Source organism: Streptomyces sp. LX-29 (assembly GCF_029541745.1).
Taxonomy (GTDB): domain Bacteria; phylum Actinomycetota; class Actinomycetes; order Streptomycetales; family Streptomycetaceae; genus Streptomyces.
This window is the reverse complement of the sequence record NZ_CP089746.1, coordinates 4,795,058-4,821,305: the sequence shown is the minus strand read 5'-3', so window position 1 is coordinate 4,821,305 and position 26,248 is coordinate 4,795,058. Positions and strand designations below refer to the sequence as shown.

16 protein-coding genes are annotated in these 26,248 nt (G+C 75.4%); 9 read left to right on the top strand and 7 right to left on the bottom strand.

Annotation, left to right across the window (positions count from 1 at the left end; genetic code table 11):
* Positions 1 to 380: 380 nt before the first annotated feature.
* Positions 381 to 1,754, bottom strand: coding sequence for a serine/threonine-protein kinase (locus tag LRS74_RS20720; RefSeq protein WP_277742393.1), 1,374 nt, complete (start codon positions 1,752 to 1,754; stop codon positions 381 to 383).
* A gap of 330 nt (positions 1,755 to 2,084) precedes the next feature.
* The gene (locus LRS74_RS20715) at positions 2,085 to 3,902 is read right to left on the bottom strand and encodes a serine/threonine-protein kinase (protein WP_277742392.1); all 1,818 of its coding nucleotides are present in this window, start codon (positions 3,900 to 3,902) and stop codon (positions 2,085 to 2,087) included.
* A gap of 540 nt (positions 3,903 to 4,442) precedes the next feature.
* Between LRS74_RS20715 and LRS74_RS20710 the strand changes: the two genes are divergently transcribed.
* The 7 genes from LRS74_RS20710 (at position 4,443) to LRS74_RS20680 (ending at position 18,936) form a co-directional block, all read left to right on the top strand.
* On the top strand, positions 4,443 to 9,359 hold the full coding sequence (locus tag LRS74_RS20710) for an FHA domain-containing protein (protein WP_277742391.1): 4,917 nt from the start codon (positions 4,443 to 4,445) through the stop codon (positions 9,357 to 9,359).
* Positions 9,360 to 9,591: 232 nt separating this feature from the next.
* A complete protein-coding gene (locus LRS74_RS20705; protein ID WP_277742390.1) occupies positions 9,592 to 10,980 on the top strand; it encodes an extracellular solute-binding protein in 1,389 nt (462 codons plus the stop codon).
* A 42-nt stretch (positions 10,981 to 11,022) separates the two neighbouring features.
* Positions 11,023 to 12,381 (top strand): sugar ABC transporter permease, encoded by a 1,359-nt coding sequence (locus LRS74_RS20700; RefSeq protein WP_277742389.1) that lies wholly within the window; start codon positions 11,023 to 11,025, stop codon positions 12,379 to 12,381.
* Positions 12,378 to 13,259, top strand: a complete 882-nt coding sequence (locus LRS74_RS20695) for a carbohydrate ABC transporter permease (RefSeq protein ID WP_277742388.1) — start codon at positions 12,378 to 12,380, stop codon at positions 13,257 to 13,259. The genes LRS74_RS20700 and LRS74_RS20695 overlap by 4 nt, the downstream gene beginning before the upstream one ends.
* A 241-nt stretch (positions 13,260 to 13,500) precedes the next feature.
* Positions 13,501 to 15,789, top strand: coding sequence for a bifunctional glycosyltransferase family 2 protein/CDP-glycerol:glycerophosphate glycerophosphotransferase (locus LRS74_RS20690; protein ID WP_277742387.1), 2,289 nt, complete (start codon positions 13,501 to 13,503; stop codon positions 15,787 to 15,789).
* A gap of 78 nt (positions 15,790 to 15,867) precedes the next feature.
* Positions 15,868 to 18,033 carry a bifunctional glycosyltransferase family 2 protein/CDP-glycerol:glycerophosphate glycerophosphotransferase gene (locus LRS74_RS20685; RefSeq protein WP_277742386.1) on the top strand — a complete coding sequence of 722 codons (2,166 nt, stop codon included), beginning with the start codon at positions 15,868 to 15,870 and terminating at the stop codon, positions 18,031 to 18,033.
* Between the two features lie 363 nt (positions 18,034 to 18,396).
* Complete coding sequence (locus tag LRS74_RS20680; RefSeq protein WP_277742385.1) at positions 18,397 to 18,936, top strand: hypothetical protein; 540 nt, start codon at positions 18,397 to 18,399, stop codon at positions 18,934 to 18,936.
* Positions 18,937 to 18,965: 29 nt separating this feature from the next.
* On the opposite strand, the gene LRS74_RS20675 is transcribed toward LRS74_RS20680, so the two are convergent.
* The 4 genes from LRS74_RS20675 to LRS74_RS20660 form a co-directional block, all read right to left on the bottom strand.
* Positions 18,966 to 19,679, bottom strand: coding sequence for a hypothetical protein (locus LRS74_RS20675; RefSeq protein WP_277742384.1), 714 nt, complete (start codon positions 19,677 to 19,679; stop codon positions 18,966 to 18,968).
* Positions 19,676 to 21,139 (bottom strand): glycosyltransferase family 39 protein, encoded by a 1,464-nt coding sequence (locus tag LRS74_RS20670; RefSeq protein WP_277742383.1) that lies wholly within the window; start codon positions 21,137 to 21,139, stop codon positions 19,676 to 19,678. Before LRS74_RS20670 ends, LRS74_RS20675 begins: the two co-directional genes overlap by 4 nt.
* 862 nt (positions 21,140 to 22,001) lie before the next feature.
* The gene (locus LRS74_RS20665; RefSeq protein ID WP_277742382.1) at positions 22,002 to 22,502 is read right to left on the bottom strand and encodes a GNAT family N-acetyltransferase; all 501 of its coding nucleotides are present in this window, start codon (positions 22,500 to 22,502) and stop codon (positions 22,002 to 22,004) included.
* A gap of 111 nt (positions 22,503 to 22,613) precedes the next feature.
* Positions 22,614 to 23,123 (bottom strand): MarR family transcriptional regulator, encoded by a 510-nt coding sequence (locus LRS74_RS20660; RefSeq protein WP_277742381.1) that lies wholly within the window; start codon positions 23,121 to 23,123, stop codon positions 22,614 to 22,616.
* A 69-nt stretch (positions 23,124 to 23,192) separates the two neighbouring features.
* Between LRS74_RS20660 and LRS74_RS20655 the strand changes: the two genes are divergently transcribed.
* Positions 23,193 to 24,431: an MFS transporter gene (locus tag LRS74_RS20655; RefSeq protein ID WP_277742380.1), complete on the top strand. Its 1,239-nt coding sequence runs from the start codon at positions 23,193 to 23,195 to the stop codon at positions 24,429 to 24,431.
* 149 nt (positions 24,432 to 24,580) lie between these two features.
* On the opposite strand, the gene LRS74_RS20650 is transcribed toward LRS74_RS20655, so the two are convergent.
* A complete protein-coding gene (locus LRS74_RS20650; RefSeq protein WP_277742379.1) occupies positions 24,581 to 25,447 on the bottom strand; it encodes a LysR family transcriptional regulator in 867 nt (288 codons plus the stop codon).
* 122 nt (positions 25,448 to 25,569) lie between these two features.
* On the opposite strand from LRS74_RS20650, the gene LRS74_RS20645 reads away from it, so the two are divergent.
* Complete coding sequence (locus tag LRS74_RS20645) at positions 25,570 to 26,169, top strand: short chain dehydrogenase (RefSeq protein ID WP_277744856.1); 600 nt, start codon at positions 25,570 to 25,572, stop codon at positions 26,167 to 26,169.
* The last annotated feature ends 79 nt before the right edge of the window (positions 26,170 to 26,248 follow it).

The window sequence follows — 26,248 nt, the reverse complement described above, 5'->3', positions numbered from 1 at the left end:
CCCTGCCCACGACCGGGGTCGCCCCCGCCATCCCCGCCGTGGCCTGCGACGTTTCTCTCCCCGCCCCCACCGGCGTCGCCGTCTCGGCTAGCCGCGCAGGGCACCGCCGGGCTTCAGCGGGGGGCTGCCGGGCTTCAGCGGGGGGGGCTGCCGCGGCGGGGCGGGGGCGCGACGGCGGGAGGGGACGGGGAGGGGCGCCTCCGGGGCACTGACGCGTGATGTGTGGGCAAGGAGGGAGCACCATCACGGTTCGGAGTCGTCGCCCGTAAATCATGCCGCCCCGGAGGCACCCCGGACCGGGACCGACCCATCACCGACCAGCCCCCACCCCCCACCCGCACCCCACCCGCACCCCACACCCGCAGGCCCGAGGCCCCAGGTCACGGCCGGGGCACGCCTCCCGGTTCCTCCGGGGCCGAGTGCTCGGTGGTGCGCTTCTGCGGCGTCTCGGCATCGTCGCCGTCGTCGCCGAGGGCGAGCCAGGTGCCGATGCCGGCGACAGCGGCGACGGCGGTCGCGGCGATGCCGAGCCGGATACGGCGGCGGCGCACCGCCTCGGAGAGGGCGCGGTTGCGGGCCGAGCCGGCGCGCGGGTGACCGGCGACCCGGGGCGCGCGGGCGGTCCCGTGCGCGCCACCGGCCAGTTCCTCGGGCCCCGGCACCCGCATGCTGGTGTGCGTCTCGCGATTGGAGTCGGGGGCCGCCCCCGGGACCAGTGGCACCGCCCCCCGTCGCCGCGCCGGCCCGCCGTCCGGGTCGCCGGCCTGGCGGGGCACGGTCGCGCCCTCGTACGGGTCGTAGCCGCCCTCCGCCGCGGGTGCCTCCTCCTCCGGCTCGTCTATGTCCAGCGGCGGATAGCCGGCCAGGCTGGGCAGCAGCTCGCGCAGCCGGGTCGCGAGCTCGGAGGCGCGCAGCCGGGAGGCGGGGGCCTTGGCGAGGCACTGCACGAGCAGCTGCCACAGCTCGTCGGAGATGCCGGGCAGCGGCGCGACGGTCTCGGTGACATGCCGCCGCAGCACCGCCCCGGGGTGCCCGCCGCCGAACGGGGTGAAGCCGGCCAGCAGCTCGTACAACACGGTGGCCAGCGCGTACACGTCCACGCTGGCGCGCGGCGGGAGCCCCTCGACGATCTCCGGAGCGAGGTAGTCGGGGGTGCCGATGACCCGATGGTGATGGCCGGCGCCGTCGCGGTGCGCGGCGGAGCGGCCCTGGCCGCCACCCGACCCGGCGGCGGCCTGCTGGACGCGGGCGTGGCGCGGCGCGTCGACGAGGCGCGCGATGCCGAAGTCGGTGAGGAGGGCGGGGTGGGAGCCGCCCGGGCCGAGCGGGCCCTGCATGTCCAGCAGGACGTTCTCCGGCTTCACGTCGCGGTGGACGATCCCGGCGGCGTGCGCCGCGGCCAGGCCGTCGGCGACGTCGGCGACGATCGCGACGGCCGCCTCGGGGGCGAGCCGACGCTCGCGGTCCAGCCGGGTGCGCAGGTCCGTGCCGCGCACCAGGTCCATGACGAGCGCGAGGTCGTTGCCGTCGACGACCAGGTCCCGCACGCCGACGACGCGCGGATGGTCCAGGCTCAGGAGCGCGGCGCGCTCCTGCACGAACCGACCGACCAGTTCCTGGTCCGAGGCGAGGTCCTCGCGCAGCAACTTGATGGCGACCGGGCCCTCGGGACCCTCGCCCAGCCACACCGTGCCGGCGCTGCCCCGACCCAGGACCTGGTTGGCGGTGTACCGGCTGCCGATCTTCCGTGACAAGACTGCTCCGACTCCTCCGACAGGGGCACGTTGGCGACAAAACTACGCGGCTGTGACCCCGTCAGGGGCCCCAGTCGACGCCAAGTGTCACTTCTGCGCCGGAAAACACCCTTCGGTTGTCGACAAATCCCCTAGGTCATGGCCCTTGGGAGACGAGATCCGAGGAGCCCCCGAGGCGACCGGGTCAGACGACCGAGCAGACAACCGACCAGACGACCGAACAGACAACTGGGCAGACGACCGGGCAGACGACCGGGGCAGACGAGAAAACGCCCCCGGGGATCGCTCAAGGCGACCCCCGGGGGCGTTCTCACAGCTCGGTCCGCAGGGCTACTTGCCGGAGCCGCTGAGTTCGGAGACCCAGTCCGAGACCTTCGAGATCAGGTCCGTGGTCGCGTCCCAGAAGCTCTTGCCGTCGGCGATCCAGTCCTGCAGCGGCGTGAGCTCCCAGACCAGCCAGGCGCCCACAATGAAGATCACGATCACGAACAGGCAGCCCTTGAGGCAGCCCAGGCCCGGAATCCGCATCGGGTTGGCGCTGCGGCGCGGCTCCCGGCGCGGCGCGGGCTGCGGCGGCTGGGGCTGCTGCGGCGGCGCGTACGGCTGCGGCTGTTGCGGCGCGTACGGCGCCGGAGCCGGAGCCGGGGCCGGGCGCTGCTGGGCGTACGGCGGCGGCTGCGGCTGCCGGCGCTGCGGGGCCTGCGGCGGGTGCCGGTACTCGGGCGGCTGCGGCGGCGCGTACGACTGCTGCGGCTGCTGCGGGGGCTGTTGGCGGCGCGGCGGCTGCTGGGCCGGCCCGGGCTGCCGCCCGTACTGCTGGGGCTGCGGCTGGTGCGGCTGCGGCTGGTGCGGCTGCGGCGCCGGGCGGCGCTGCGGGCGGCGGCGCAGCGGGTCCTCGCTCGGGTCGAGGTACTGCACCTGGGTCTGGTCGTTGCGGTCGCGCGCCGCGCGCATCTGGCTCTGCCAGGGGTGCGGGTCGTCGCCCGGGCCCTGGTCGGGCCCCGGCGGCACGGGCGGCATCGCCCGGGTCGGCTCCCCGGCGCCGGCCGGGCCCGAGCCGGCGGGCATGGCGCGGGTGGGGTCGGCGTCGCCGCCCGGGCCACCCGGCCCACCGGTCTGCGGCAGCACGCTGGTGGCCGCGCCCGGGTCGAAGCCGCCGGGCGCGTTGGTGGGCAGCACCTGGGTGGCGTCGGCGGCCCCCGCCGGCTCGGTGTCCGGCACCGGGGCGGGCGAGGGGTCGGGGGCGAGCAGCGCGGCGACGCCGAGGGCGGCCTCGGCCTGCGCGGGGGTGGCGTGCACGCCGACGCCCTCGGCGACCACCCGCAGCGCGCGGGCCAGGTTCTCCGCGCTGGGCCGCTCCTCGGGGCGCTTGCGCAGGCAGCGCTCGATGACCGTCCACAGCGGCTCGGGCACGGTGGTGGGGCGCCGCGGCTCCTCGCTCAGGTGCCGGTGCAGCACCTCCAGCGCGGTGTTGCCGGCGAACGGCGGGCGGCCGGTGACCAGCTCGTAGAGCAGGATGCCGGCGCCGTAGACGTCGACGGCGGAGGTCTGCGGGCGGCCTTCGGCGGACTCCGGCGCGACGTACGCCGGGGTGCCGACGAACTCGTGGGTGCGGGTGAGCCCCGGGGAGTCGGCCAGCCGTGCGATGCCGAAGTCGGTGAGCATAGGGTGCATCTGCTCACCGGCGCCGGTGCCGGACAGCAGGACGTTGGCGGGCTTCAGGTCGCGGTGCACCACGCCGTCGGCGTGGCTGGCGGCCAGCGCGTCGGCGATCTGCGCGGTCAGCAGCGCGGCCGCGACCGGGGTGAAGGGCCCGTTCTCGCGCAGGTACCGGTGCAGGTCGGGGCCGTCGACCAGGTCCATGACGAGGGCGAGCAGATCACCCTCGACCACCAGGTCGCGGGTGCGGACGATGTTGGGGTGGGTGAGCCGGAGGAGCACGGACCGCTCGCGCAGGAAGCGCATCACGATCTCGGGGTCGTTCGCGAGCTCCTCCTTGAGGACCTTGATCGCGACGGTCTCACCGGGCTGTCCGGGCACGGCGGCCTCGGCGCCCGCCACCTCACGTTGGTGGCCTCGCCAGACGGTGCCCGTGGCGCCGCGTCCGAGCGGCTCCTCCAGGAGGTACTTGCTGCCTACCGGCCGCACGTCATGCGCTCCCTGATCGTGGTCAAGTTCGGTGTTGCGCGGTCTCGGACCGTCCGCCCCACTCTAGTGCCGCCGTACGGGATCATGGGCGGCCCGCGGCTGGCCCGTGGGTCGCCCGTCGCCCGTCCCCACCGGCGCGGGCAGCTGTTCTGCGGTTCTGCCCGGGGAGCCGGCACGGCTCCGAGGGAAGACGCGCGATCCGAACAGATGGTTGCCAACGGTTGCGTCACCTTGGGCAGCCGAGAGTCATGAGATGCCAGGAGGTGTCACCACCCGCGCTTCAAGTGGCCAGTTTTGACCAGTGGGGCGACCAATCAAGATCATGTAGCGACGGTCGCCGGGCGAAGTGTCCGTGGCAGGTGCGAGGATGCACCCAGCACGGACGCGGGGAAGCGCACACGGGACCGCGCTCGTGCCGTGTGGTTGTGACGTGCGCGGGCTGTGGACACGCACGTGCTGGACATGCCGACGCGCCCGGGGTCGGCGGGGGGACATCGCCGCCCCTGCCGGGTCCGCGGGCAGAAGGGACCGTTGACGGCTATGCGGATTCGGCTGACCGTCCTCGGGCCGCGCCCGGGCCAGACCGCCCCCGCCCCCGCCCCCACCTGCGCCGTCGACGTGCTGGTGACCGCCCCGGCCGGCACCCCGCTGGCCTCGGTGGCCAGCGGGCTGGCGACGGCGGTCGCGGCGGCGGGCGCCGATGTCGGCAGCGGGACACCCGTCCTCTACGCGGGGGCGGAGCGGTTGGACGCGCAGCGCCGGGTGCTCGGCGAACCGCCGCTGGTGGACGGCGCCATCCTCTCCGTCAACGCCCCGGCCGACACGCCGCACCACGCCCCGGACGAGCCGTCCGCCGACGCCGCGCTGCGGCTGCACGTCGTCGCCGGACCGGACGCGGGCGGGGTCCATCTGCTGCACGGCGGCCAGGTCCGCGTCGGCCGCTCCGCCGACGCGGACGTGCCGCTCGACGACCCCGACGTCTCGCGGCTGCACTGCGCGGTGAGCGTCACCGACGACGGCCGCGTCACCATCGCCGATCTGAACTCCACCAACGGCACCTCGCTCGACGGCCGCCCGGTCGGCCCCGGGCCCGTCCCGCTGGCCCCCGACGCCCTGCTGCGCATCGGCGAGTCGGCCCTGCGGCTGCGGCTTCCCTCCGCCGACGCCCCTGACGCTTCCGCCACCCCCGCCGCGCCCGTGCCGGACGGTGAAGGACGGCTGCGGGTGAGCCCGCGCGGGGACGCGTCGGCGGCGGCCGGCCCGTCCGCCGCTCTGGCCGCCCCGCCCGGGGCGCCCGGGGCGCCCGGCGGGCAGGGCGCGGTCCCGTACGTGCCGCACGGCGGCCCGTATCCGGTGGACGCCCACCGCACACCCCCGCGCGGGCTGCCGACCCCGGACGGGAGCGGCCACGCCGACCACTGGGACAGTGGGCTGATCGCCGATCAGGAGGCCGCGGAGCGGGGGATGTCGGGCTACGGGGACGCGTCGGCGGGCCGATGGGAGCGCGTCGACCACGGCCGGGGCGCGCCGCTCCCGACCCCCCGTCGCCGTGGCATAAGCGCCTGGGCGCGGCGGCTCACCGGCGGACGGGCGGGCGCGGAGCACCCCGCCTCCGGACCGCGGGACGAGACGACGGAAGCGGAGCGGGAGGCCGCGCGGGCGCGGGCGGCGGCCGAGGCGGCGGCCCTCCACCGGCGCTGGCCGGACGCCTCCGACATCCTCATGACGGCGCTCGGCCCCGGCCCCCGGCTGTGGGAGCGAGGGCCGGACCACCCGGACGCGCTGACCGTGCGCCTGGGCACCGCCGACCGTCCGGCGACCGGCGGCGGCACCCTGCCCGGGGTGCCCGTCACCGTCGACCTGCGGCGGTCCGGGGCGTTGGGCCTGGCCGGGCCGCGCGCCCGGCTGGCCGGCCTGGCCCGGTCCGTCATCGCGCAGCTGGCGGCGCTGCACGCCCCCGGCGCCCTGCACCTCGTCCTGATCAGCACCGACCGCACCCGCCCCGGCGAGGATCGGCTGGCGGAGTGGTCCTGGCTGGGCTGGCTGCCCCAGCTGCGCCCGGCGCAGGGCCAGGACTGCAGGCTGCTGCTGGCCTACGACCGGGAGCAGGCCGCCGCGCGCACCGCCGAGCTCGTACGGCGGCTGGACGACAGCCGGCTGGGTCCGGGCTGGGTGACGGCCCCGGCCGCGGCGGTGGCGACCGCGGCGGCCGAGTACTCCGGCCCGTACACGGTGGTGATCGTCGACGGCGACCCCGACTCCCCCGAACTGCGCGAGGACCTCGCCCGGCTGGCGGCGGGCGGCCCCGCCGCCGGGGTGCACCTGATCTGCCTCGCCGAGACGCTGGCGCCCCTCGCCGCACCCGCCTCGTCCGCCGCGGGCTCCGCCGCCGCGGCCCACGCGGCCGGCTACGCGGACGCGTGCGCGGCCTCCCCCGTCTTCGCCGCCTGCGACCTCGTCGCCCTGATCACGGGCGATGTGGCGACCTCCGTCCACGTCGTACGCCCCCGCCGGCCCGAGCGCGCCGTCCCGCACCCGCCCCCCGGCACCCCGGGCGGCACCGGCGCCCCGAGCGGCCCCACCGCGCACGGCACCGGGGCGCTGCACCCGCGGTCGGGCACACCCGGCCCGCGCGGCGGCCCCGGCGCGGCCGGCGCCTACGACCAGCCCGGCCCGGCCGACGCCACCGGCCGACACGGCGCCTACAACCCGCGCGGCACGCACGACCTCCCCGACCCGCAGCGGGCAGCCGACGCGCAGGGCCAGCCCGGTGCGTACGAGCGTCCCGGCGCGGCCGGCGCCCACGGCCAGAACGATCAGACCGGTGCGCACGACCGGTCCGGCACCACCGGCGGCGCCTACGACCACCGCGGCACCGCCGCCGCGCAGGGCCGACCGGGCGCAGCCGCCCCCTACGAGCCCGACGGCTCGCGACAGTCCGGCCCGGCCGGCGCCGACGAGCCACAGGGCCCGCCCGGCACGGGCTACCGGCACGGCGCGACCGGCGCCCACGGCCGACCGAACGCGTACGAACGCCCCGGCACCGTCGGGGCGCACCCTCAGCCTGGCGCACCTGGTCAGCCCGGCACGTACGAGCGTCCCGGCGCGGCCGGCGCCCACGGCCAGAACGATCAGACCGGTGCGCACGACCGGTCCGGCACCACCGGCGGCGCCTACGACCACCGCGGCACCGCCGCCGCGCAGGGCCGACCGGGCGCAGCCGCCCCCTACGAGCCCGACGGCCCGGGACAGCCCGGCCGGAGCGGCGCCGACGAGCCACAGGGCCCGCCCGGCACGGGCTACCGGCACGGCGCGACCGGCGCTCACGGCCAGGACGACCGGATCAGTCCTCACGACCGGTTCGGCACCACCGGCACGGCCGGCGGGCCCGGTCGGCCCGAGCCGACCGGTGCGCAAGGCCGCCCGGGTGAGGCCGGCGCCCCCGAACGCCCCAACGCCTCCGGACAGCCTGGTCGGACGGGTGGCCACGAGCCGCAGGGCACGCCCGGCGCGGGCCACCGGCCCGGCACCGTCGGCGCCCACAGCACCCCCGGCGCCCACGGCACGCCCGGCACGGCCGGCACGCGGCATCGGACCGGCGCCGCCGGTCCCTCCGAGCAGCCCGGGATGGCCGGCGGCGCCCCGGTCCCGCGCGGCGCGTACGAGCAGCCCGGCGGGACCGGCGCGCACGACGTCCCCGGCCGACAGGCCGCGTTCGACCGATCCGGCGCGACGGGCCCGGCCGCCGGGTACGGGCACGACCGGTCCGGGCCGGACGCGCAGCGGGCGGCCCCGCCGCACGCCGGCGGCTCGACGTACGCGGCCGGCGCCGGTTCGGCGTTCACAGGCGGCCCCGGCTCGGCGTTCGGAAACGCCACCGGCTCGACGCTCACAGGCGGCGCCGGTTCGACGTTCACAGGCGCCACCGGCTCGACGCTCGGAAACGCCACCAGCTCGGCGTTCGCAAGCGCCACCGGCTCACCGTTCGCAGGCGCCGCCGGCGCGTCCTTCCTCGACGTCGGCGAGGAGGCGACCGTGGATGCCGTCTCGGCGGCCTGGGCCGAGCGGTTCGCCCGGGCGCTGGCGCCCTTGCGGCCGGCCGGCGCCGGCGGCCGGGGCGAGGCGGGCGCGGGGTGGTCCGAGGAGCAGGCGGCGGCCGCGCTGCCGAGCTCGGCGCGGCTGCTGGACGAGCTGGGGCTGGCGCGGGCGACCCCCGCCTCGCTGTTGGCCCGCTGGGCCGCCGCCGCGGACGAGGTGCCGGTGGGTGGGCGCGCGGTGGCCGTGGTCGGCGCCGGGCCGGACGGCCCGCTCTCCGTGGACCTGGCCGCCGACGGACCGCATCTGCTGGTCAACGGCGCGGCGGGCACCGGGAAGACCGAGCTGCTGCGTTCGCTGGCGGCCTCGCTGGCAGCGGCGGAGCGGCCGGACCGGCTGGGCCTGGTGCTGGTCGACGGCGGCGGGGCGGAGCGCGGCGAGGGACTGCGGATGTGCCTGGACCTGCCACATGTCTCCACCTATCTGGCGGCCTCCGACCCGGTGCGGATGCGGGAGTTCGCGCAGGCGCTGGGCACGGAGTTGAAGCGTCGGGCCGAGTTGCTGGGCCCGCTGGACTTCCTCGCCTGGAACGAGCGGCAGGCCGGCGGCGAACGGGTGGTCGCGCAGCGGCAGCCCGCCGACGCCGACCGGGCCGCTGCCGCCGCCCCGGCACCCACCACGGCGCCCACCACGGCTCCGGCACCGGCCTCGGCCCCCGCGGGCGCGCCGGACCGGGTGCCCGCACAGGCCACCGCCCGCGACGCCTCCGGCGGCGGCCACGGCCGCGGCGCCGCCGACCTCACCTCCACCGGCTCCGTGCGGACGCTCCAGCTGCGCATGCCCGCGCCGGTCGCCGGGCTGGCCCGGCTCGTCGTCCTCGTCGACGACTACGACGCGCTGGTGGCCCCCGCGCTCGGCAGCCCCGGCCGCCCGGCCGCCGGCTCGGTCGTCCGGGCGCTGGAGGCCGTGGCGCGGGACGGGGCGCGGCTCGGGGTGCACCTCATAGCCGCGTCCGGCCGCCCGGACCGCACCGCCGAGACGGCGGCGGTCGAGCGCGCCGGGCTGTGGATCGGGCTGGAGTCGCCAGCCGGTGCGGAGACCGCCGACGGGACCGCCGAGGCGGCGGCGCCCGCCGGCGGGGAGGCCGCCCCCGCGCCCTCCCCCGGCCGGGGCCGGCTGAGCCGCCCGGACGACGACGTGGCGACCCCGTTCCAGGCGGGCCGGGTGACCGGGCGCATCCCGCGCACCGCCACCCAGCGGCCGACGGTGGTGCCGCTGGACTGGGAGCGGATGGGCGACCCGCCGACCCGCCGGCCGCTGCGCGAGCTGGGCAACGGCCCCACCGATCTGGCCCTGCTGGCCAGCGCCCTCCAGCGGGCCGCGCAGTCCGCCGAGGCGCCTCCCGTACCGCCACTCACGTAACACCAGACCCGCCGTCACCCCATACCTCACAAATCCTCGGCACCCCTCCAGCCCCTTTCGCGCCAACCCATTCGACACCTTCACCGAAAAGGGTCACTCTTCATCACGGGCCGGTCACGATAGGTGAGTTGACTTTGATCGCGGTATTGCGGGCGTCCCAGGTGGAGCGTAGGACTGTCCGCACGGGACGCGGTCGTACGCGCGCACGGCCGACAGTGGAGGGACGACGGGGATGCGCACACCGCTTCGAACACGGCCGGGCTCGCCGCAACGCCGGAGGCGCCCGCACCGCACGGCCGCGCTGGGCCTGCTGGCCGCCGGCGCCCTCGCGCTGGCCACCACCGGCTGCGGCGGCGAGGACGCGGCGGACGCCGGGGGCAGCCCGGCGCCGACCACCGTGCGGCTGCCTCAGCTGAAGGGGCAGAAGCTCCAGGTGACCGCCGTGTGGACGGGGACCGAGCAGGAGAGCTTCGGCAAGGTCCTCAAGGAGTTCGAGAAGCGCACCGGGGCCTCGGTCTCGTTCGTGCCCAGCGGCGACGACATGTCGGCCTTCGTCGGCTCGAAGATGGCCGGTGGCGACCCACCGGACGTCGCGATGCTCCAGCAGGTCGGCGTGTTACGAGAGTTCGCCGAGAAGGGCTGGGCCAAGCCGGTCGACGCCGCCACCCGGGAGCAGCTGGCCAGGAACTTCTCCCCGGGCTGGCGGGAGCTGGGCGCCCACCGGGGCAAGCAGTACGGGGTCTACTTCAAGGTCAGCAACAAGTCGCTGGTCTGGTACAACACCGCCGCCTTCGCGTACGCGGGCGCCGAGCCGCCCAAGACCTGGCGGGAGTTCCTGGACACCGCCCAGCTGGTCTCGGACTCCGGGGTGGACGCCGTCTCGGTCGGCGGGGCGGACGGCTGGACGCTCACCGACTGGTTCGAGAACGTCTACCTCTCCCAGGCGGGGCCGGAGAAGTACGACCAGCTGGCCCGGCACGAGATCAAGTGGACCGATCCCACGGTGACCCGGGCGCTCACCACCCTCGCCGAGCTGTGGGGCACCCGGGGCCTGGTCGCGGGCGGTGGCGAGGGCGCGCTCCAGACGGAGTTCCCGGAGTCGGTCACCCGGACCTTCGCCAACGCCGCCGAGCCGGAGGCCGGCATGGTCTTCGAGGGCGACTTCGTGGCCGCCAACATCGCCGACGCCGGCGCGGACCTGGGCAGCCAGGCGAAGGTCTTCCCGTTCCCGGCGGTGGACGGCGGCAAGGCGCCCGTGGTCACCGGCGGGGATGTGGCGGTGGCGCTGAAGGACACCAAGGCGTCGCAGGCGCTGCTGACCTTCCTCGCCTCGCCGGACGCCGCCCACATCTGGGCCGAGGCCGGGGGCTTCGTCTCGGCCAACAAGAACCTCGACCTGGACGCGTACCCCAACGCCCCACTCCGCGCGATCGCCGGCTCGCTCATCGAGGCCGGCGACGACTTCCGCTTCGACATGTCCGACCAGGCCCCGGCGGCCTTCGGCGGCAAGCCGGCCCAGGGGGAGTGGAAGGCGCTCCAGGACTTCCTGAAGAACCCGAAGGACGTGGCCGGCATCCAGCGGCGGCTGGAGTCCGACGCCGCCAAGGCGTACCAGAACTGACGACGCGACCGACCCGACCCGAGCGACCGGGAGACCTCCATCATGTCGACCGCGACAGCGGGCGGCGCGGCCGCCTCCGGCCCCACCCCGTCCGCCACGAAGCGCACCGCCAGGCGCCGGACCCTCATGGGCACCCGGCCGTGGGTGGTGGCGCTGTTCCTGCTGCCCGCGCTGGCGCTGCTCGGCGCCCTCGTCGTCTATCCGATCGGCTACTCCCTGTGGCGCAGCTTCTTCGACGCCCCGGGTGACGGCTTCGTCGGGCTGGACAACTACGAGACGGTGTTCACCGACGACGCCATCCTCACGGCGGTCAAGAACAACATCATCTGGGTGGTCGTCGCCCCCTCGGTGGCCACCGCGCTCGGGCTGATCTTCGCGGTGCTCACCGAGCGGGTGCGCTGGGGCACCGCCTTCAAGCTGGTCGTCTTCATGCCGATGGCGATCTCCATGCTGGCGGCGGGCATCATCTTCCGGCTGGTGTACGAGCAGGACCCGGACCGGGGCGTGGCCAACGCCATGTGGGTGACGGTGCACGACACCTTCGCCGACTCGCCGCCCTTCCCCGGCGCACACCCGCGCCCCGACGCCGGGCTGACCGACTCCGGGGGCGGCTCGTTCACCGCTCCCGAGCCGCTGCGGGTCGGCGCGCCCACCGCCGTACCGCTGGTCGCGGCCAAGCGCGACGACATCCGCGGGGCGGCGGACGCCAAGGCGGCCAAGGCCGAGCCCGGGAAGATCACCGGCACCGTCTGGTTCGACTTCACCCGCGGCGGCGGCCGGCACAACGTGCTGGAGCGGGGCGAGAAGGGGCTGGCGGACGTCGAGGTCGAGGCGGTGCGGGACGGGAAGGTCGTCGCCACCGCCACCACCCGCGCCGACGGCACCTACACCCTGCCCGCCGAGGCGGAGGGCGCCCTGCTGCGGCTGCCCGGATCGAACTTCAAGGAGCCCTACAACGGCGTGGACTGGCTCGGACCGAACCTGGTCACCCCGGCCATCATCGGCTCCTACGTCTGGATGTGGGCGGGCTTCGCGATGGTGCTGATCGCGGCCGGGCTCGCCGGCGTGCCACGCGAGCTGCTGGAGGCCGCGCGGGTGGACGGCGCCAACGAGTGGCAGGTCTTCCGCCGGGTGACGGTGCCGCTGCTGGCTCCGGTGCTCGCCGTCGTCACCGTCACCCTCATGATCAACGTCTTGAAGATCTTCGACCTCGTCTACATCATCGCGCCGGGCACCTCCCAGGACGACGCCAACGTGCTCGCGCTCCAGCTCTACAAGTCGTCCTTCGGGACGGACGTCAACCAGGGCGTCGGCAGCGCGATCGCCGTGTTCCTGCTGCTGCTCGTGGTGCCCGTGATGTTCTTCAATATCCGCCGGATTCGTAGGGAGCGCCGCCGATGACCAGTGCGGACACGGTCGTACGAGGCAAACAGTCGCTGCCCGCGCGGATCGCGGCCCGGGCCGGCGGCGGGGCGACCCGGATCTTTCTGATCCTGGTGGGGCTCTTCTGGCTGCTGCCCACCGTCGGGCTGCTGCTCTCCTCGCTGCGCGACCCGGCCGACGTGGACGTCTCCGGCTGGTGGAAGGTCTTCGACGACCCGGGCCAGCTCACCTTCGGCGCCTACGAGGACCTGCTGAACAACGAGCGGATCACCGACTCGCTGTGGACCACGGCCGCGATCACCGTCCCGGCCACGGTGCTGGTGGTGCTGATCGGCGCGCTCGCCGGGTACGCCTTCGCCTGGATGGACTTCCCCGGCCGCGACTGGTGGTTCCTGCTGGTCGTCGGCCTGCTCGTGGTCCCCGTGCAGGTGGCGCTGATCCCGGTGGCCAAGCTCTTCGGCGAGATCGGCATCTTCGAGACCACCACCGGCGTGGTGCTCTTCCACACCGCCTTCGGCCTGCCCTTCGCGATCTTCCTGCTGCGCAACTTCTTCGCCGAGATCCCGCGCGAGCTGCTGGAGGCGGCGCGGCTGGACGGGGCGGGCGAGCTGCGGCTGTTCTTCCGGGTGGTGCTGCCGCTGGGCGGCCCGGCCATCGCCTCGCTGGGCATCTTCCAGTTCCTGTGGGTGTGGAACGACATGCTGGTCGCGCTGATCTTCGCGGACAGCGGCAACCCGCCGATCACGGTCGCGCTCCAGCAGCAGGTCCGGCAGTTCGGCAACAACATCGACGTGCTCGGTCCCGGCGCCTTCATCTCGATGGTGGTGCCGCTGGCCGTCTTCTTCGCCTTCCAACGGCAGTTCGTGTCGGGCGTGATGGCGGGCGCGGTGAAGTAGCCGGGGCCGTAGCGCCAGGGGTACGGGGGCGTACGGACACGGCGGGGCGGGGCGCGACGGGGGCACAGCGGGGCACAGCGGGGCCAGAGCGCTACGGGGACGGTGCGGGCACGGCGGCGGGCTTGTGCGCCAAACGGGGCGGCTCTCCCCGCCCAGCGCCGCAAAAACGGTTCACTCCCCTCTGTTTACGTGATAGTGGGACAACCTTTCTCGCCCGCGTCCCCGACCCCTGGGATCCGCCGTGCCCCGGTTCAGCGTCATCGTCCCCGCGTACAAGGTCCAGGCGTACCTCCACGACTGCCTGCGCTCCGTGCTGACGCAGGACCACACCGACCTGGAGCTGATCGCGGTCGACGACGCCTCCCCGGACGCCTGCGGCGCCATCATCGACGAGTTGGCCGCCCAGGACCCGCGGGTGCGCCCCGTCCATCTCCCCGAGAACACGGGCCTGGGCCCGGCCCGCAATGCCGGGCTGCGCCAGGCCACCGGCGACTACCTGCTCTTCCTCGACGGCGACGACACCCTGGCGCCCGGCGCGCTGCGCGCGATCGACGAGCGGCTGCGCGCCATCGCCGACCCGGAGGTGCTGCTCTTCGACTACGCGCGGGTGTACTGGACCGGCGTGACGGTGCGCAACGTGCGCGCCGGGCTGCTCGCCCAGCGCGGCCCGGCCGGCACCGACGTGCCCGAGGTCTTCCGGCTCGCCGACCGCCCCGAGCTGCTGCGGCTGCTGATGGTGGCGTGGAACAAGGCGTACCGCCGGGACTTCATCCAGCGCGAGGGCTTCGCCTTCCCGCCCGGCATCTACGAGGACACCCCCTGGACCTACCCGGTGCTGCTGTGCGCCCGCTCGGTCGCCACCCTGGACCGGGTCTGCGTGCACTACCGGCAGCGCCGGCGCGGCTCGATCCTGCGCACCACCAGCCATGCCCACTTCGACGTCTTCGACCAGTACGACCGCGTCTTCGCGTTCGTCGACAGCCGGCCCGAACTGGCCCACTGGCGCCCCGTGCTCTTCCAGCGGATGCTGGAGCACCTCTCCGCGATCTACGCCGCGCCGGGCCGGCTGCCGCCGGGCACCCGCGCCGACTTCGCCCGCCGCACCCGCGCCCACCACCGCCGCCACCACACCCACGGCGCGCTCGGCCGGGCCGCCCGGCGCCGCATCCGGCTGCGCTCCACGCTGCTGCGGCTCGGCGCCTGCCGGGCGTACGGGTTCCTGAGCGCGGCGCGGCGGCTGTGGCGCGGCGGCCGGCGACTGGCCGGCGGCTGCTACCGGGCGCTGCGGACCGGGGTGCTGCGCGCGCACTACCTGCTCCAGCGCCACCGGCGCCTCGATCCGCGGCTGGCCGTCTTCGCCGCCTACTGGCACCGCGGCTACGCCTGCAACCCGGCGGCCATCGAGGCCGAGGTGCGACGGCTGGCGCCGCACCTGCGCACCGCGTGGATCACCGGCGAGGCGTACGCGCACACCCTGCCGCCGGGCGTGCGGCGGATCCAGCCCGGCTCGGCCGCGTACTGGACCGCCCTGGCCCGCGCCCGCTTCCTGGTCAACAACGTCAACTTCACCGACCGGCTGCGCAAGCGGCCCGGCCAGATCCACCTCCAGACCCACCACGGCACCCCGCTCAAGCACATGGGCCTGGACCTCCAGGACCATCCGGCGGCCGCGCACGCCATGGACTTCGAGCGGCTGCTGAAGCGGGTCGACCGCTGGGACTACAGCCTCTCCGCCAACCGGCACTCCACCCTCACCTGGGAGCGCGTCTACCCCTCCGGCTACACCACGCTCGGCTACGGCTATCCGCGCAACGACGTCTACCAGCGCGCCACCGCCGAGGACGTCCGGCGCATCCGCGCGGCGCTCGGCATCGCGCCGCACGCCACCGCCGTGCTGTACGCGCCCACCCACCGCGACTACGCGCGCGATCACGCGCCCCGGTTGGACGTGGGCCGGGTCGCGCACGCGCTGGGCCCGCAGTTCACCCTGCTGGTCCGCGCGCACTACTTCGCCGACGGCGGTCAGGGGCCGGGCGTGGAGGGGGGAGCGGCCGGGGCGGCGGGGGTCATCGACGTCTCGGCGCACGGCAGCGTGGAGGAGCTGTGCCTGGCCGCCGACGCGCTGATCACCGACTACTCCTCCCTCATGGTCGACTACGCCAACCTGGACCGCCCGATCGTCGTCTACGCCGACGACTGGGACGCCTACCGCGCCACCCGCGGCGTCTATCTCGACCTCACCGGCGAGGACGCGCCGGGGCCGGTCTGCCGCACCGAGGACGAGCTGATCGCGGTGTTCCGCGAGGGCGGCTGGCGCGAGTCCACCGCGGCCGGGCGGCGCACCGCCTTCCGGGAACGCTTCTGCCCCTGGGACGACGGGCGGGCCGCCGAGCGCGTGGTGCGGCGGGTCTTCCTCGGCGAGACCGACGACGGGCCGCCGGTGGTGCCGCTCGCGGACCGCACCCCGGCCCCGGCCGCGCGGCCCCACGGCCCGCCCGCCGTCACCCTCGACGTGGTCTCGCGCCGTTGAGCGCCGACAACCCGGTGATCCCGGTCCGTCGCCGGCCGAGACCCCGGTGACCCCGGTCCGTTACGGGAGGAGGGCGTCATGCCCCGCTTCAGCATCATCGTCGCCGCCTACCGGGTGCAGGGCTATCTGCGCGAGTGCCTCGACTCGGCCCTGACCCAGTCGTTCCACGACATCGAGGTGGTGGCGGTCGACGACCGGTCGCCGGACCACTGCGGCGCCATCATCGACGAGTACGCGGCGCGGGACGAGCGGGTGGTCCCGGCGCACCTGGAGGTCAACCAGGGCCCGGGCCGGGCCAGGAACGCCGGCGTGGCCCGGGCCACCGGCGACTACCTGCTCTTCCTCGACGGCGACGACACCCTCGCCCCCGGCACCCTGCGCGGCCTGGCCGACCGGCTCGCCCGCACCGCCGACCCGGACATCCTCTACTTCGACCATGTGCGCACCTACTGGTGGGACCGGCGGGAGTCCAGCCTCTTCGGGCCGCTGCTGGAGTCCGCCGGCACGGACGTCTTCTCCATCCTGGAACGCCCCGAGTTCCTGCGGCTGTTCGCGATGTCCTCCAACCGCGTCTACCGCCGGGAGTTCTACACCGAACACCGGTTCGCCTTCAGTGAGGGTATCTACGAGGACGCCCTGCTGTCGTACAAGACCATGCTGACGGCCGAGCGGCTCGCCTGTGTGCCCCTGGTGGGGCTGGAGTACCGGCAGCGGCGCACCGGGGCCAGCACCCGCAGCCCCGGCGAGGAGCACTTCGTCATCTTCGAGCAGTACGCGCGCCTCTTCGACTTCCTCGACGACCGCCCGCGGCTGGAACCGCTGCGCCCCGCCCTCTTCGAACGGGCCGTCTCACACTTCCTGTTCTGCCTGGACAACCCCTCGCGGGTGGCCCCCCGCGACCGGCTGCGCTTCTTCCAGCGGGCGTCGGGCTGGTACCTCGTGCACGTGCCGCCGGGCTTCACCGCGCCGCCCGAGGACGCCGAGCGCTTCGAGGCGCTGGCCCGCGGTTCCTTCGCGCGCTACCTGGCCCGGGAGGCGTCCGCGCGGCCCTCCGCCGGGACTCGCTGGCTGCGCCGGAAGGTCCGCCACCCGCTGGCCGCGCGGGCCAAGCGGGCGCTGTACCGGGTGCACCGGCGGCTGCCGCTGGACGACCGGCTGGCCGTCTACTCCGCCTACTGGAACCGCGGGGTGCTGTGCAATCCGGCCGCCGTCTACTACGCGGCGCGGGAGCTGGCGCCGCACATCCACGGGGTGTGGGTGGTCCGCCCGTCGCAGCTGGAGACCGTCCCGCGGGACGTCGACTACGTGCTGCCCGGCACCCGCGGGTACTACCAGGCCATCGCCCGCGCCAAGTACCTCGTCAACAACGTCAACTTCGCCAACGACCTGGTCAAGCGGCCCGGACAGATCCATCTGCAGACCCTGCACGGCACCCCGCTGAAGTGCATGGGCCTGGACCAGCAGCACTATCCGGCGGCGGCCCGCGGCATGAGCTTCCGCAGCCTGCTGCGCCGGGTGGACCGCTGGGACTACGTGCTCTCCTCCAACCAGCACTCCAGCGAGGTCTGGGAGCGGGTCTACCCGGCCTCGTACGAGATCCTCGAATACGGCTATCCGCGCAACGACGTCTACTTCAGCGCCGGCCGGGCCGAGATCGCGGCCCTCCGCGCCGAACTGGGCATCCCCGCCGAGCGCACCGCGATCCTCTACACCCCCACCCTCCGCGACTACCAGCACTCCTTCACCCCCCGCCTGGACCTGGGGCGGGTCAGCCGGGCGCTGGGGCCGGACACGGTGCTGCTGGTGCGGGCCCACTATTCCTACGGGGCGCAGGCGGACCTGGCGGGGCTGGCCGAGGCGGGCCTGGTCATCGACGTCTCCGCGCACCCCCGGGTGGAGGACCTGTGCCTGGCCGCCGACGCGCTGCTGACCGACTACTCCTCCATCATGTTCGACTACGCCGACCTCGACCGGCCGATCGTCGTCTACGCCGACGACTGGGAGCTCTACCGCGCCACCCGCGGCGTCTACTTCGACCTGCTCTCCGGCCGCCCCGGCGACACCCCCGGCGCCGTCGCCCGCACCGAGGACGAACTCATCGCCGTCTTCCGCGAGGGTCGCTGGAACGACGCGTCCGCCACCGCGCTGCGGGCGGCCTTCCGGGAACGCTTCTGCCGCTACGACGACGGCCGGGCCGCGGAGCGGGTGGTGCGGCGGGTGCTGCTGGGGGAGACGGGGGTCTGACCGGGCGCTATGGCGCGGGGTGCGGCGGGTGCTGCTGGGGGAGACGGGGGTCTGACCGGGAGCTACGGCACGGGTGCGGCGGGGGCCTGACCGGGAGCTATGACACGGGGTGCGGCGGGTGCTGCTGGGGGGAGACGGACGTCTGACGGGGAGTTATGACACGGGGTGCGGCCGCGGTCTGACACCGGCGTGCGGCCGAGGGCTGACGGGCGGGTGTACGGACTCCCTCTCACGTCTCATCGGACGTCAGACGACGGGCCGAGCACCGGCCGCCGGAATGACGACCACGGCCGGACGCGACGCGAGGGTCTCCACAGCGAGGATCGACACATCGAACTCGCCCACCACACCAGGGAGTCCACCGTGGCGACCGCCTCCGTCCCGCTGCCCGGCACCGCTCGCACCGAGCCCGCGCCGTGGGTCCGGCGCACGGCCCACATCGCCGCGCTGACCCCGCTGGCGTCGGGACTGTGGCGGGTCGCCGGCGCGTTCGGCGTCCCGCTCGGCTTCGCCCCCGGCTCGGGCCTCCACCAGAGCGAGATCGGCTGGGGCATGTCCCTCTACCTGATCGGCCTCTCGCTCTTCGCCGAGACCCTCGGCCTGCTGACCCTCGGCCTGATCCACCGCTGGGGCGAGGTGATCCCCCGCTGGGTCCCCGGCCTCGGCGGCCGCCGCATCCCCCCGCTGCTGGCCTTCATCCCGGCGATCACCGGTGCGGCGGCCCTCACCGCCCTGTCCCTCACGGCCCTCGCCGGCGGCTGGAACGAGAACATGGACGCGCCGGACTCCCCGCACGGCGCGGGCCGCACCGTGATGACCCTCTGCTACGCCCCCCTGCTCCTCTGGGGCCCGCTGCTCGGCGTCGTCGCGGTGGCGTACCTGATCCGCCGACGCCGAGCCTGACGGTCCGGCAGGCGCCGGGCCGCCTCCCGCTACGGCACCTGCACCTCCACGCAGGCCGGTCCGTGCTGGGTGAGCTTCTCGCACTCCTCGGGGCCATCGGCGGCGAGCGCGCTGATCTGGATGCCCCAGGCCTTCGCGGGGAGGGTCGCGGGGGTGCTGATCCGCTGGCTCACGTCTCCCCTGTCGTCGGGCCGCAGGACGCTGGAGTAGAAGTCGACGTTGCTGAGCGCGTCGCCGTTCCGGTCCACGGCGCTGGCGTAGACCTCGATGGTCGCCCAGGTGTCGACGCCGTCCGCGTGGACCTCGAAGCTCAGCCGCAGGTCGGACCGGGGGCCGTCGAGCCGGACGTCGGTGATGGTGGGCCGGCCGTTGCCGCCGGCGGCCTGGGAGGCCCCGACGACCGCCACGCTCAGCGCCACCATGTAGAAGACGACGCCGAGGATCAGGACGATGGTCTCCCACAGGTTGCCCCGCGGGGTGGGTCGGATGAGCAGCGCCACGATGCTGCAGACGATGGCGACGATCGCGCAGAGCGAGGCCACGTAGATGGGCCAGGACTCGTTGTTGAGCGCGACGAAGACGATGTCGCTGGTGAGGCCGAGCGCCGTCATGACCCCGGCGACGGTGACCAGCGCCCCGGCCAGGACCTTGGCCACGTCGTCCAGCCGCTTGCCGACCGCCGCCTGGAACTCCTCGGGTGTGGGAGGCCGTTGCTCGCCGCCCGGCCTCGGCAAGCTGATCATCTGGGGGCCTTCGTGTACAGGGTCAGCTTGCCGTCCGCCAGACACAGCGACGGGCCGGGCCGGAACCCCCGCGCCGCCAGGGCGGTGGGCTTGGGGCCGTGGGGTGGACCGGGCTCGGAGACCAGCCACACCCGGTCCAGCGGGGCCAGCCGCCGGGCGAGTTCTCGACGGCCGACCTCGCGCCCGTAGAGGGTTCCGGAGGGCGGGCCGGGGGCCTGGAGCGCCACATCGCGGAGGTGGGCGACCGGCCGCGGGTAGGCGAGCGCGAGACGGCGCTCGTACGCGGGGGCGTAGAGGACCGCGTCGCCCGGGCGGGTGACCCGGCCGAGCTCCGCGGCCGCCACGGCGAGGTTGTCGGCCCGGCTGGACAGGGCCCGTTCCCGCTGGTGGAGGGGGAACTGCCAGAGGAAGGCCAGGCCGATAGCCGCCGCCCCCACCAGCGCCACCGGCCGCCGCCAGGCCATGCGGGAGGCGAGCCACTCGGCACCGGCCGCCGCCAGCAGCGGCACCCCGGCCAGCGCGAAGAACACGTACCGCGGGTGGAAGAGCGCCTCCTGCTGGGAGGCGGCGAAGAGCAGCAGCGGGGGCACGAGGGCGAGCGGCAGCGCCACCGCCGGCAGCGGCAGCGGGGTGGCGGGCGGCAGCGGTCGCGCCAGCGCGACGCCCATCAGGGCCAGGTTGACCGCCAGGACCAGCCCGCTGGGCCCGGCGAACCCGTACAGCAGGGCCTTGGCCTGCGGATAGCGCGGCTCGGCGATCCACGCCACCTGGTCCGCCTGGCCGGCGGAGACCAGCAGCAGCGGCGCCAGCACCGCGACCACCCCGACGGCCGCCGCCGCCCAGCCCCGCCAGGTGCGGCGCGGCGCGTGGGCGAGGGCGAGGGTGGCGGCGTGCGCGACGAGCAGCAGCGCGGCGCAGGCGTTGAGCAGCACGGTGACCGCGACGACGGCCCCGTACCCGGCCCAGCCGCCGGCGGTGTGCCGTTCGGCGGCCCGCACCAGCAGCAGGGTCGCCGCGGCGGCGCCGGTGGCCACCAGGGCGTACGGCCGCCCCTCCTGCGCGTAGTGGCTGACGATCGGTGTCGCCGCGTACAGCAGCCCCGCCCACAGCCCCACCCGGGCCCGCCCGGTCAGCCGGTGGCCGAGGGCGGCGACCAGCCCGGCGGTGCCGACGGCGGCGAGCAGGGAGGGCGCCCGCAGCAGCGTCTCGGTGTCGCCGACGGGGGCGGCGAGGCCGCGGCCGGCGGCGAGCACCCCGTGCATCAGCAGGTAGTAGAGCCCGTGGACGGCGTCGACGGTGCCGAGCAGCCGCCAGATCTCCGGCAGGGTGCGCCGCGCCACCAGATAGGTCGCCGACTCGTCGCGCCACATCGCGCCCCGGTCGAGCCCCCAGAGGCCGAGGGCGAGCATGACGCCCATGGGTGCCAGGACCCCGACGGCGACGCGGACCGAAAACCGCATGATCCGATCTTCGACCGAGCGGCCGTACCCGGGCCGGCGCGGCAGGCCGGGCCCGGCCGGGTTTCACCCACCCGGCGTCATCGGCCGGGGGCATCGACGGGCCAGGGGCCATCGGCCTGGGGGCGTCGTCGGGTCAGGGCCATCGGCCCGGGGGCGGCGTCGGGTCGGGGTCATCGGCCCGGGGGGCGTCGTCGGGTGGGGGTCATCGGCCCGGCGGCCTCATCCGCCCGGCGTCATCCGCTTGGCACCATCGGGCCCGGCGCCGTCGACGGGCCAGGGGCATCGGCCGAGGACGTCGGCCCGCGCTATCCGCCCGGCGGCGTCGACCCGGCGCCATCCGCCCGGCACCTTCGGGCCCGGCGCCGTCGACGGGCCGGGATCATCGGCCCGGCGTCAGCACTATCCGCCAGACGCCGTCGGCCCGGCAGCATCGTCAGGCCAGCGTCATCGACCTGGCGGCATCGGCCCGCGGTACCCGCCCGGCGGCGTCGACGGGCCAGGGCCAAGGGGCCCGGCGCTATCGGCCCGGCGCCGTCGGCCTGGCGGCGGCATCGGGCCAGGGCCATCCGCCCGGCGGCATCGAGCCGGCGCCATCCGCCCAGCGCCGTCGGCCCGGCGGCATCGTCAGGCCAGGGCCATCGGCCCGGGCATCGGCCCGCCTGTCCGCCCGGCACCGCCGACCCGGCGTCGTCGACGGGCCAGGGCCATCGGCCCGGGGGCTTCGGCCCGCGATATCCGCCCGGCGCCGTCGGCCTGGCGGCGGCATCGGACCAGGGCCATCCGCCCGGCGGCATCGGCCCGCGCTACCCGCCCGGCGGCGTCGACGGGCCAGGGTCATGGGCCCGGCGGCGTCGGCCCGGCGCTATCGGCCCAGCGGCCAGGCGGTCTCGTAGTACTTCACCTTCTCGTCGCCGCCGACCAGTTCCATCCCGGCGCCGGCCATGACGCGCTGGGAGGCGATGTTGTCGTGGTCGGCGTCGCCCTTCACCTTCGTGATACCGCGCTCGCGCGCCGCCGCCAGCACCGCGCGGAGCGCCTCGGTGGCGTACCCCTTCCCCTGCGCCGCGGGCACCAGGCCGTAGCCGACGGTGACGCTGCCGTCCTCGGCCACGGGCCCGTGGAAGCCCATGCCGCCGACGGCGACCCCGTCCTCGCGGGTGCGTATCTCGTAGACGCCCGCGTGCGGCGGCCCGTCGTCGTCCGCGTCGACGGCCAGGAACCTCCGGACCGCGCCCACGTCCCCCTCCGTCGGATACCCGGGCGCCCAGCGGACCGTTCCGTCCGGCTCTCCGGCCACCAGCGCCTCGGCCTCGGCCACGCTGAGCGGATGCAGCACCAGTCGCTCCGTCACAAGATCATCCATGCCGGTTGCCTACCATGTGGCCAGGGCGGGGCGCAGCCGGTTTCGCCGCATGCGGCCGACGTCATGCCCCGAGGCAACGGCGAGGGCCGGGCGTGCGGCCCCCGCGCGCGGTCATCCGACGGATTCGGCGCCGCCGGCCTCCACCCGCGCCAGCATGCGCTTGAGCAGGTCGCTCAACACATCCTGGTCGTCCGGACCCAGGACCTCCACCATGGCGTCCTCGGCCGCGCCGCGCAGCCGCATCGCCGCGAACCAGCGGGAGTGGCCGAGCTCGGTGAGCTCCACATCGACCCGGCGGCGGTCGCTCGTGAGGCCACGGAGCCTGCGGACCAGGCCGGCGTTCTCCAGCGAGTCGAGCCGACCCGTCATTCCCGCGGGCGAGACCATCAGCTCGGCGGCCAGCTCCGAGGGGGTGGCGCGCCAGGGCTCGCCGCGCGACGCGAGCCGGTGCAGGGTCTCGAACTCGAACTCCTGCAGGCCGACTTCGGCGAGCGCCCGACCCTTGGCCTGGGCCACGTGCTTCCTCAGCATCTGAATGCGGGTCACGATCGCCTCCACCCGCTCATCGAAGGGCGCCTTGTCGCGCCAGCGGGCGATATGCCGATCGACGGAGTCCTCCATCCGTCCAGTATGCTACGCCAGCAAGTATTTCGTTGACGAACGATCTGCCAGCGAAATACATTCGCCGTCATGACGCCACCGACGCTTCGCCTGCTGATCGGACGCACCTTCGCGGCGCTGGGCACCGCGCTCATCCCGACCACGTTGACCCTCGCGATCGTCGGCACCGGATCCGCCGCCGACCTGGGGCTCGTCCTCTCCTGCGAACTGCTCCCCCTGCTGCTCCTGCTGCCGGTCGCCGGCGTGGTGGCCGATCGCTTCCCACCGCAGCGGGTGACGCTCGCCGCGGACCTGGTACGTGCCGTCACCCAGCTGGCGATCGGCGCCGAACTCCTCACCGGGCGGGTCCGGATCGTGGATCTGGCGGTGCTGTCCGCGATCACCGGCGCTGCCGTGGCCTTCGGGACGCCGGCCGTCCGAACGCTGGTCGCCGCCGTGGTGCCCGCGCCGGAGCGGCTGCGGGTGAACGCGCGGCTCGGCGTGGCCCAGGGGCTCGCCCAGGTCGCCGCGCCCGCCACCGCCGGAGGGCTGATGCTGCTGGTGGGAGCCGGCTGGTCCTCGCTCCTGACCGGCGCGCTGTTCGTGGTGTCCGCCACCACGCTCGGCCGGCTGCGGCCCGAGCCGTTCGCCCGACCGACCGCACGCGGCGACTTCCTGGCGGACCTCCGGGAGGGCTGGGCGGAGTCCCGGCGCCACCGCTGGTTCGTCGTCAACGTCCTCGGGCACGGGGTGTGGCACCTGGCCGCGGGATTCCTGCTGACGCTCGGCCCGCTGATCGCCGTGCGCCATCTGGGCGGGGAGACCGCCTGGGTGATCATCGCGCAGGTCGGCACGGCGGGCATGCTGGCCGGCGTCTGGGCCGCGTCCCGACTGCCCATCCGGCGCCCGCTGGTCGCCATCGCCCTGGGGGCCGCCGTCTACGCGCTCCCCTTGGCGGCCTTCGCGCTGCGGCTGCCGACGGCGGCCGTCACGGTCGCCTACTGCGCCGCCATGTTCGGGCTCGGCGTCCTGAGCCCGCTGTGGGAGACCACCCTCCAGCACCGTATCCCCCGAGAGGCGCTCGGCCGGGTCGGCTCCTTCGACATGCTGATCTCCTTCGCCGCCCGCCCCGTGGGTCTGGCCGTGGCCGCGCCCGTCGCCGCGGCGGTCGGCACCACCGCGCCGTTGCTGACGGCGGCGGTCCTGGTGGCCGTCGCCAACCTGGCCGTCCTGCTGCTGCCGGAGGTACGCGGAGAACGGCCCACCGCGGCGCGACCCGACACGGCGCGGGGCGACACGGCGCGGGGCGACACGGCGGCGAGCATCTAAGCCCACCGCAGGAAGTGTCGCGACGGGTCGTCGACCGTCCGCGGGCCCGTTGTCACCGGTCGCGCCCACGCGGCGGCGGCCGCACCTCTCACACGGCCCCGCGCCACTTCAGGGCGCCGCGGAACCGCAGCCGACGTCACCAGGGCCGCTCAGCCGCTCACCACGTCCCGGACCGCCGCCCGGAACTCCTCCGTCCGCGGGTGTGTGGGGTGGGCGGGGTGGGCGAGGTAGACCGTGGCGGCAGGCGCGTCCGAGACGGGGACGAAGCGGACACCCGGGTGACCGTGGCTCTCCGCCGTGCCCGCCGCGCCGAGGCCGAACGCGCCCCCGGCGGCGACGAGGTTCAGCCACTCGTCCACGTTGCCCACCTCGACCGTCCGCGCCGGACGCTGCTCCGGCGGCCACAGGTCCGGCGAAGCGGTTCCCGTCTCCGGCCACAGGGCCAGCGGAAGACCTTGGCCGGCGGTGAGCTCGGCCAGCAGCACCTGGTCCCGGCCCGCGAGCGGGTGGTCGTCGGGCAGGGCGGCGACCCGGTCCTCCGTGTACAGCGCCTCGGTGTGGATGCGCGGGTCGGCGGGGACCGTGCGGAGCACCGCCACATCGGCGTCCCCAGCGGCCAGGCCCGCCGTGCTGTTGTCCCGCCGGACCACCTCGAGCGGGATGTGCGGGTGCGTCCGGCGCCACGAGCGCAGCAGCGGCACGGTCTGCCGCCCGAGCACCGCACAGGTGTAGCCGAGCCGCAACGGCCGGGAGACAGCCCGGGTGTCGGCCAGCGCCGCGTCCAGGTGGGACAGGATCGCCCGCGCGTGCCCGAGCAGGGTCGTCCCGGCCTCGGTCAGCGCCAGGTGTCGGGGGGAGCGGTCGACGAGCCGGACGCCGACGCGCGCCTCCAACTGGGCCAGCGTGCGCGACAGGGCGGGCTGGGTCATGTGCAGTCGGGCCGCCGCGGCCGTGACGGTGCCCGCCGCGGCCACCGCGTCCAGGGCCCTGAGGTGGCGCAGTTCCACATCATCCATGCCTGTGGAGCATAATCCCTGTCCAGACGGCATTTCCGCGCCCGGGGGAGGGGTCCGTAGCGTCGGAGATGCCCGGGTGGTCCCCCGGGCTCGATATCCCGGAATGCGATGGACGGTGTGTGGTGAGGATTCTTCTGGTCGGTGCGGGCGGCACGCTCGGCGGCGCGGTGCGCGAGGCGCTCGCGGCGCGCGGGCACGAGGTGATCGGCGTGGGCCGCTCGGGCGGCGACCTGGTGGCCGACGTCACCGACCCCGAGGCGGTGGCCCGGATGTACGCGGAGGCCGGCCCGCTGGACGCGGTGGCGGTCGCCGCGGGCGACGCCGTGTTCCGGCCGCTGGGCGAGCTGACCGCCGACGACTTCGCGGCGACCCTGCGCGGCAAGGCGCTGAGCCAGCTGGAGCTGGTCCGCCAGGGCGCCCGGCACGTGGCGCCCACCGGCTCGTTCACGCTCGTCAGCGGCGTCCTCACCGAGGAGCCGATCGTGGCCGGGGCGGCCGCGTCCGCGGCGAACGGCGCGGTCGAGGCGTTCGTCCGTGCCGCCGCGATCGAGCTGCCGCCCCAGCGGATCAACGCGGTGAGCCCGGCGGTGGCCGAGGAGTCCCTGCCCGCCTACGGTGCCTTCTTCGCCGGTATGGAGGCCGTTCCGGCGGCACGGGTGGCGACCGCGTACGTCCGCTCGGTCGAGGGCGCGCAGACGGGTCAGGTCTACCGGGTCCGCTAGCGCGGCGGTGGTTGACGCCCCACAGTCGGTCGTCGCCGACGAAGGGGCAGCCGTGAAGTAGGTGCCGCCGCGGGTGCGG

What these genes read in the sequence shown, in the direction of transcription:
- LRS74_RS20710 (WP_277742391.1), top strand. Translation starts at nt 4,443, where the DNA reads ATGCGGATTCGGCTGACCGTCCTCGGGCCGCGCCCGGGCCAGACCGCC.
- LRS74_RS20705 (WP_277742390.1), top strand. Translation starts at nt 9,592, where the DNA reads ATGCGCACACCGCTTCGAACACGGCCGGGCTCGCCGCAACGCCGGAGG.
- LRS74_RS20700 (WP_277742389.1), top strand. Translation starts at nt 11,023, where the DNA reads ATGTCGACCGCGACAGCGGGCGGCGCGGCCGCCTCCGGCCCCACCCCG.
- LRS74_RS20695 (WP_277742388.1), top strand. Translation starts at nt 12,378, where the DNA reads ATGACCAGTGCGGACACGGTCGTACGAGGCAAACAGTCGCTGCCCGCG.
- LRS74_RS20685 (WP_277742386.1), top strand. Translation starts at nt 15,868, where the DNA reads ATGCCCCGCTTCAGCATCATCGTCGCCGCCTACCGGGTGCAGGGCTAT.
- LRS74_RS20675 (WP_277742384.1), bottom strand. Translation starts at nt 19,679, where the DNA reads ATGATCAGCTTGCCGAGGCCGGGCGGCGAGCAACGGCCTCCCACACCC.
- LRS74_RS20670 (WP_277742383.1), bottom strand. Translation starts at nt 21,139, where the DNA reads ATGCGGTTTTCGGTCCGCGTCGCCGTCGGGGTCCTGGCACCCATGGGC.
- LRS74_RS20665 (WP_277742382.1), bottom strand. Translation starts at nt 22,502, where the DNA reads ATGGATGATCTTGTGACGGAGCGACTGGTGCTGCATCCGCTCAGCGTG.
- LRS74_RS20660 (WP_277742381.1), bottom strand. Translation starts at nt 23,123, where the DNA reads ATGGAGGACTCCGTCGATCGGCATATCGCCCGCTGGCGCGACAAGGCG.
- LRS74_RS20655 (WP_277742380.1), top strand. Translation starts at nt 23,193, where the DNA reads ATGACGCCACCGACGCTTCGCCTGCTGATCGGACGCACCTTCGCGGCG.
- LRS74_RS20650 (WP_277742379.1), bottom strand. Translation starts at nt 25,447, where the DNA reads ATGGATGATGTGGAACTGCGCCACCTCAGGGCCCTGGACGCGGTGGCC.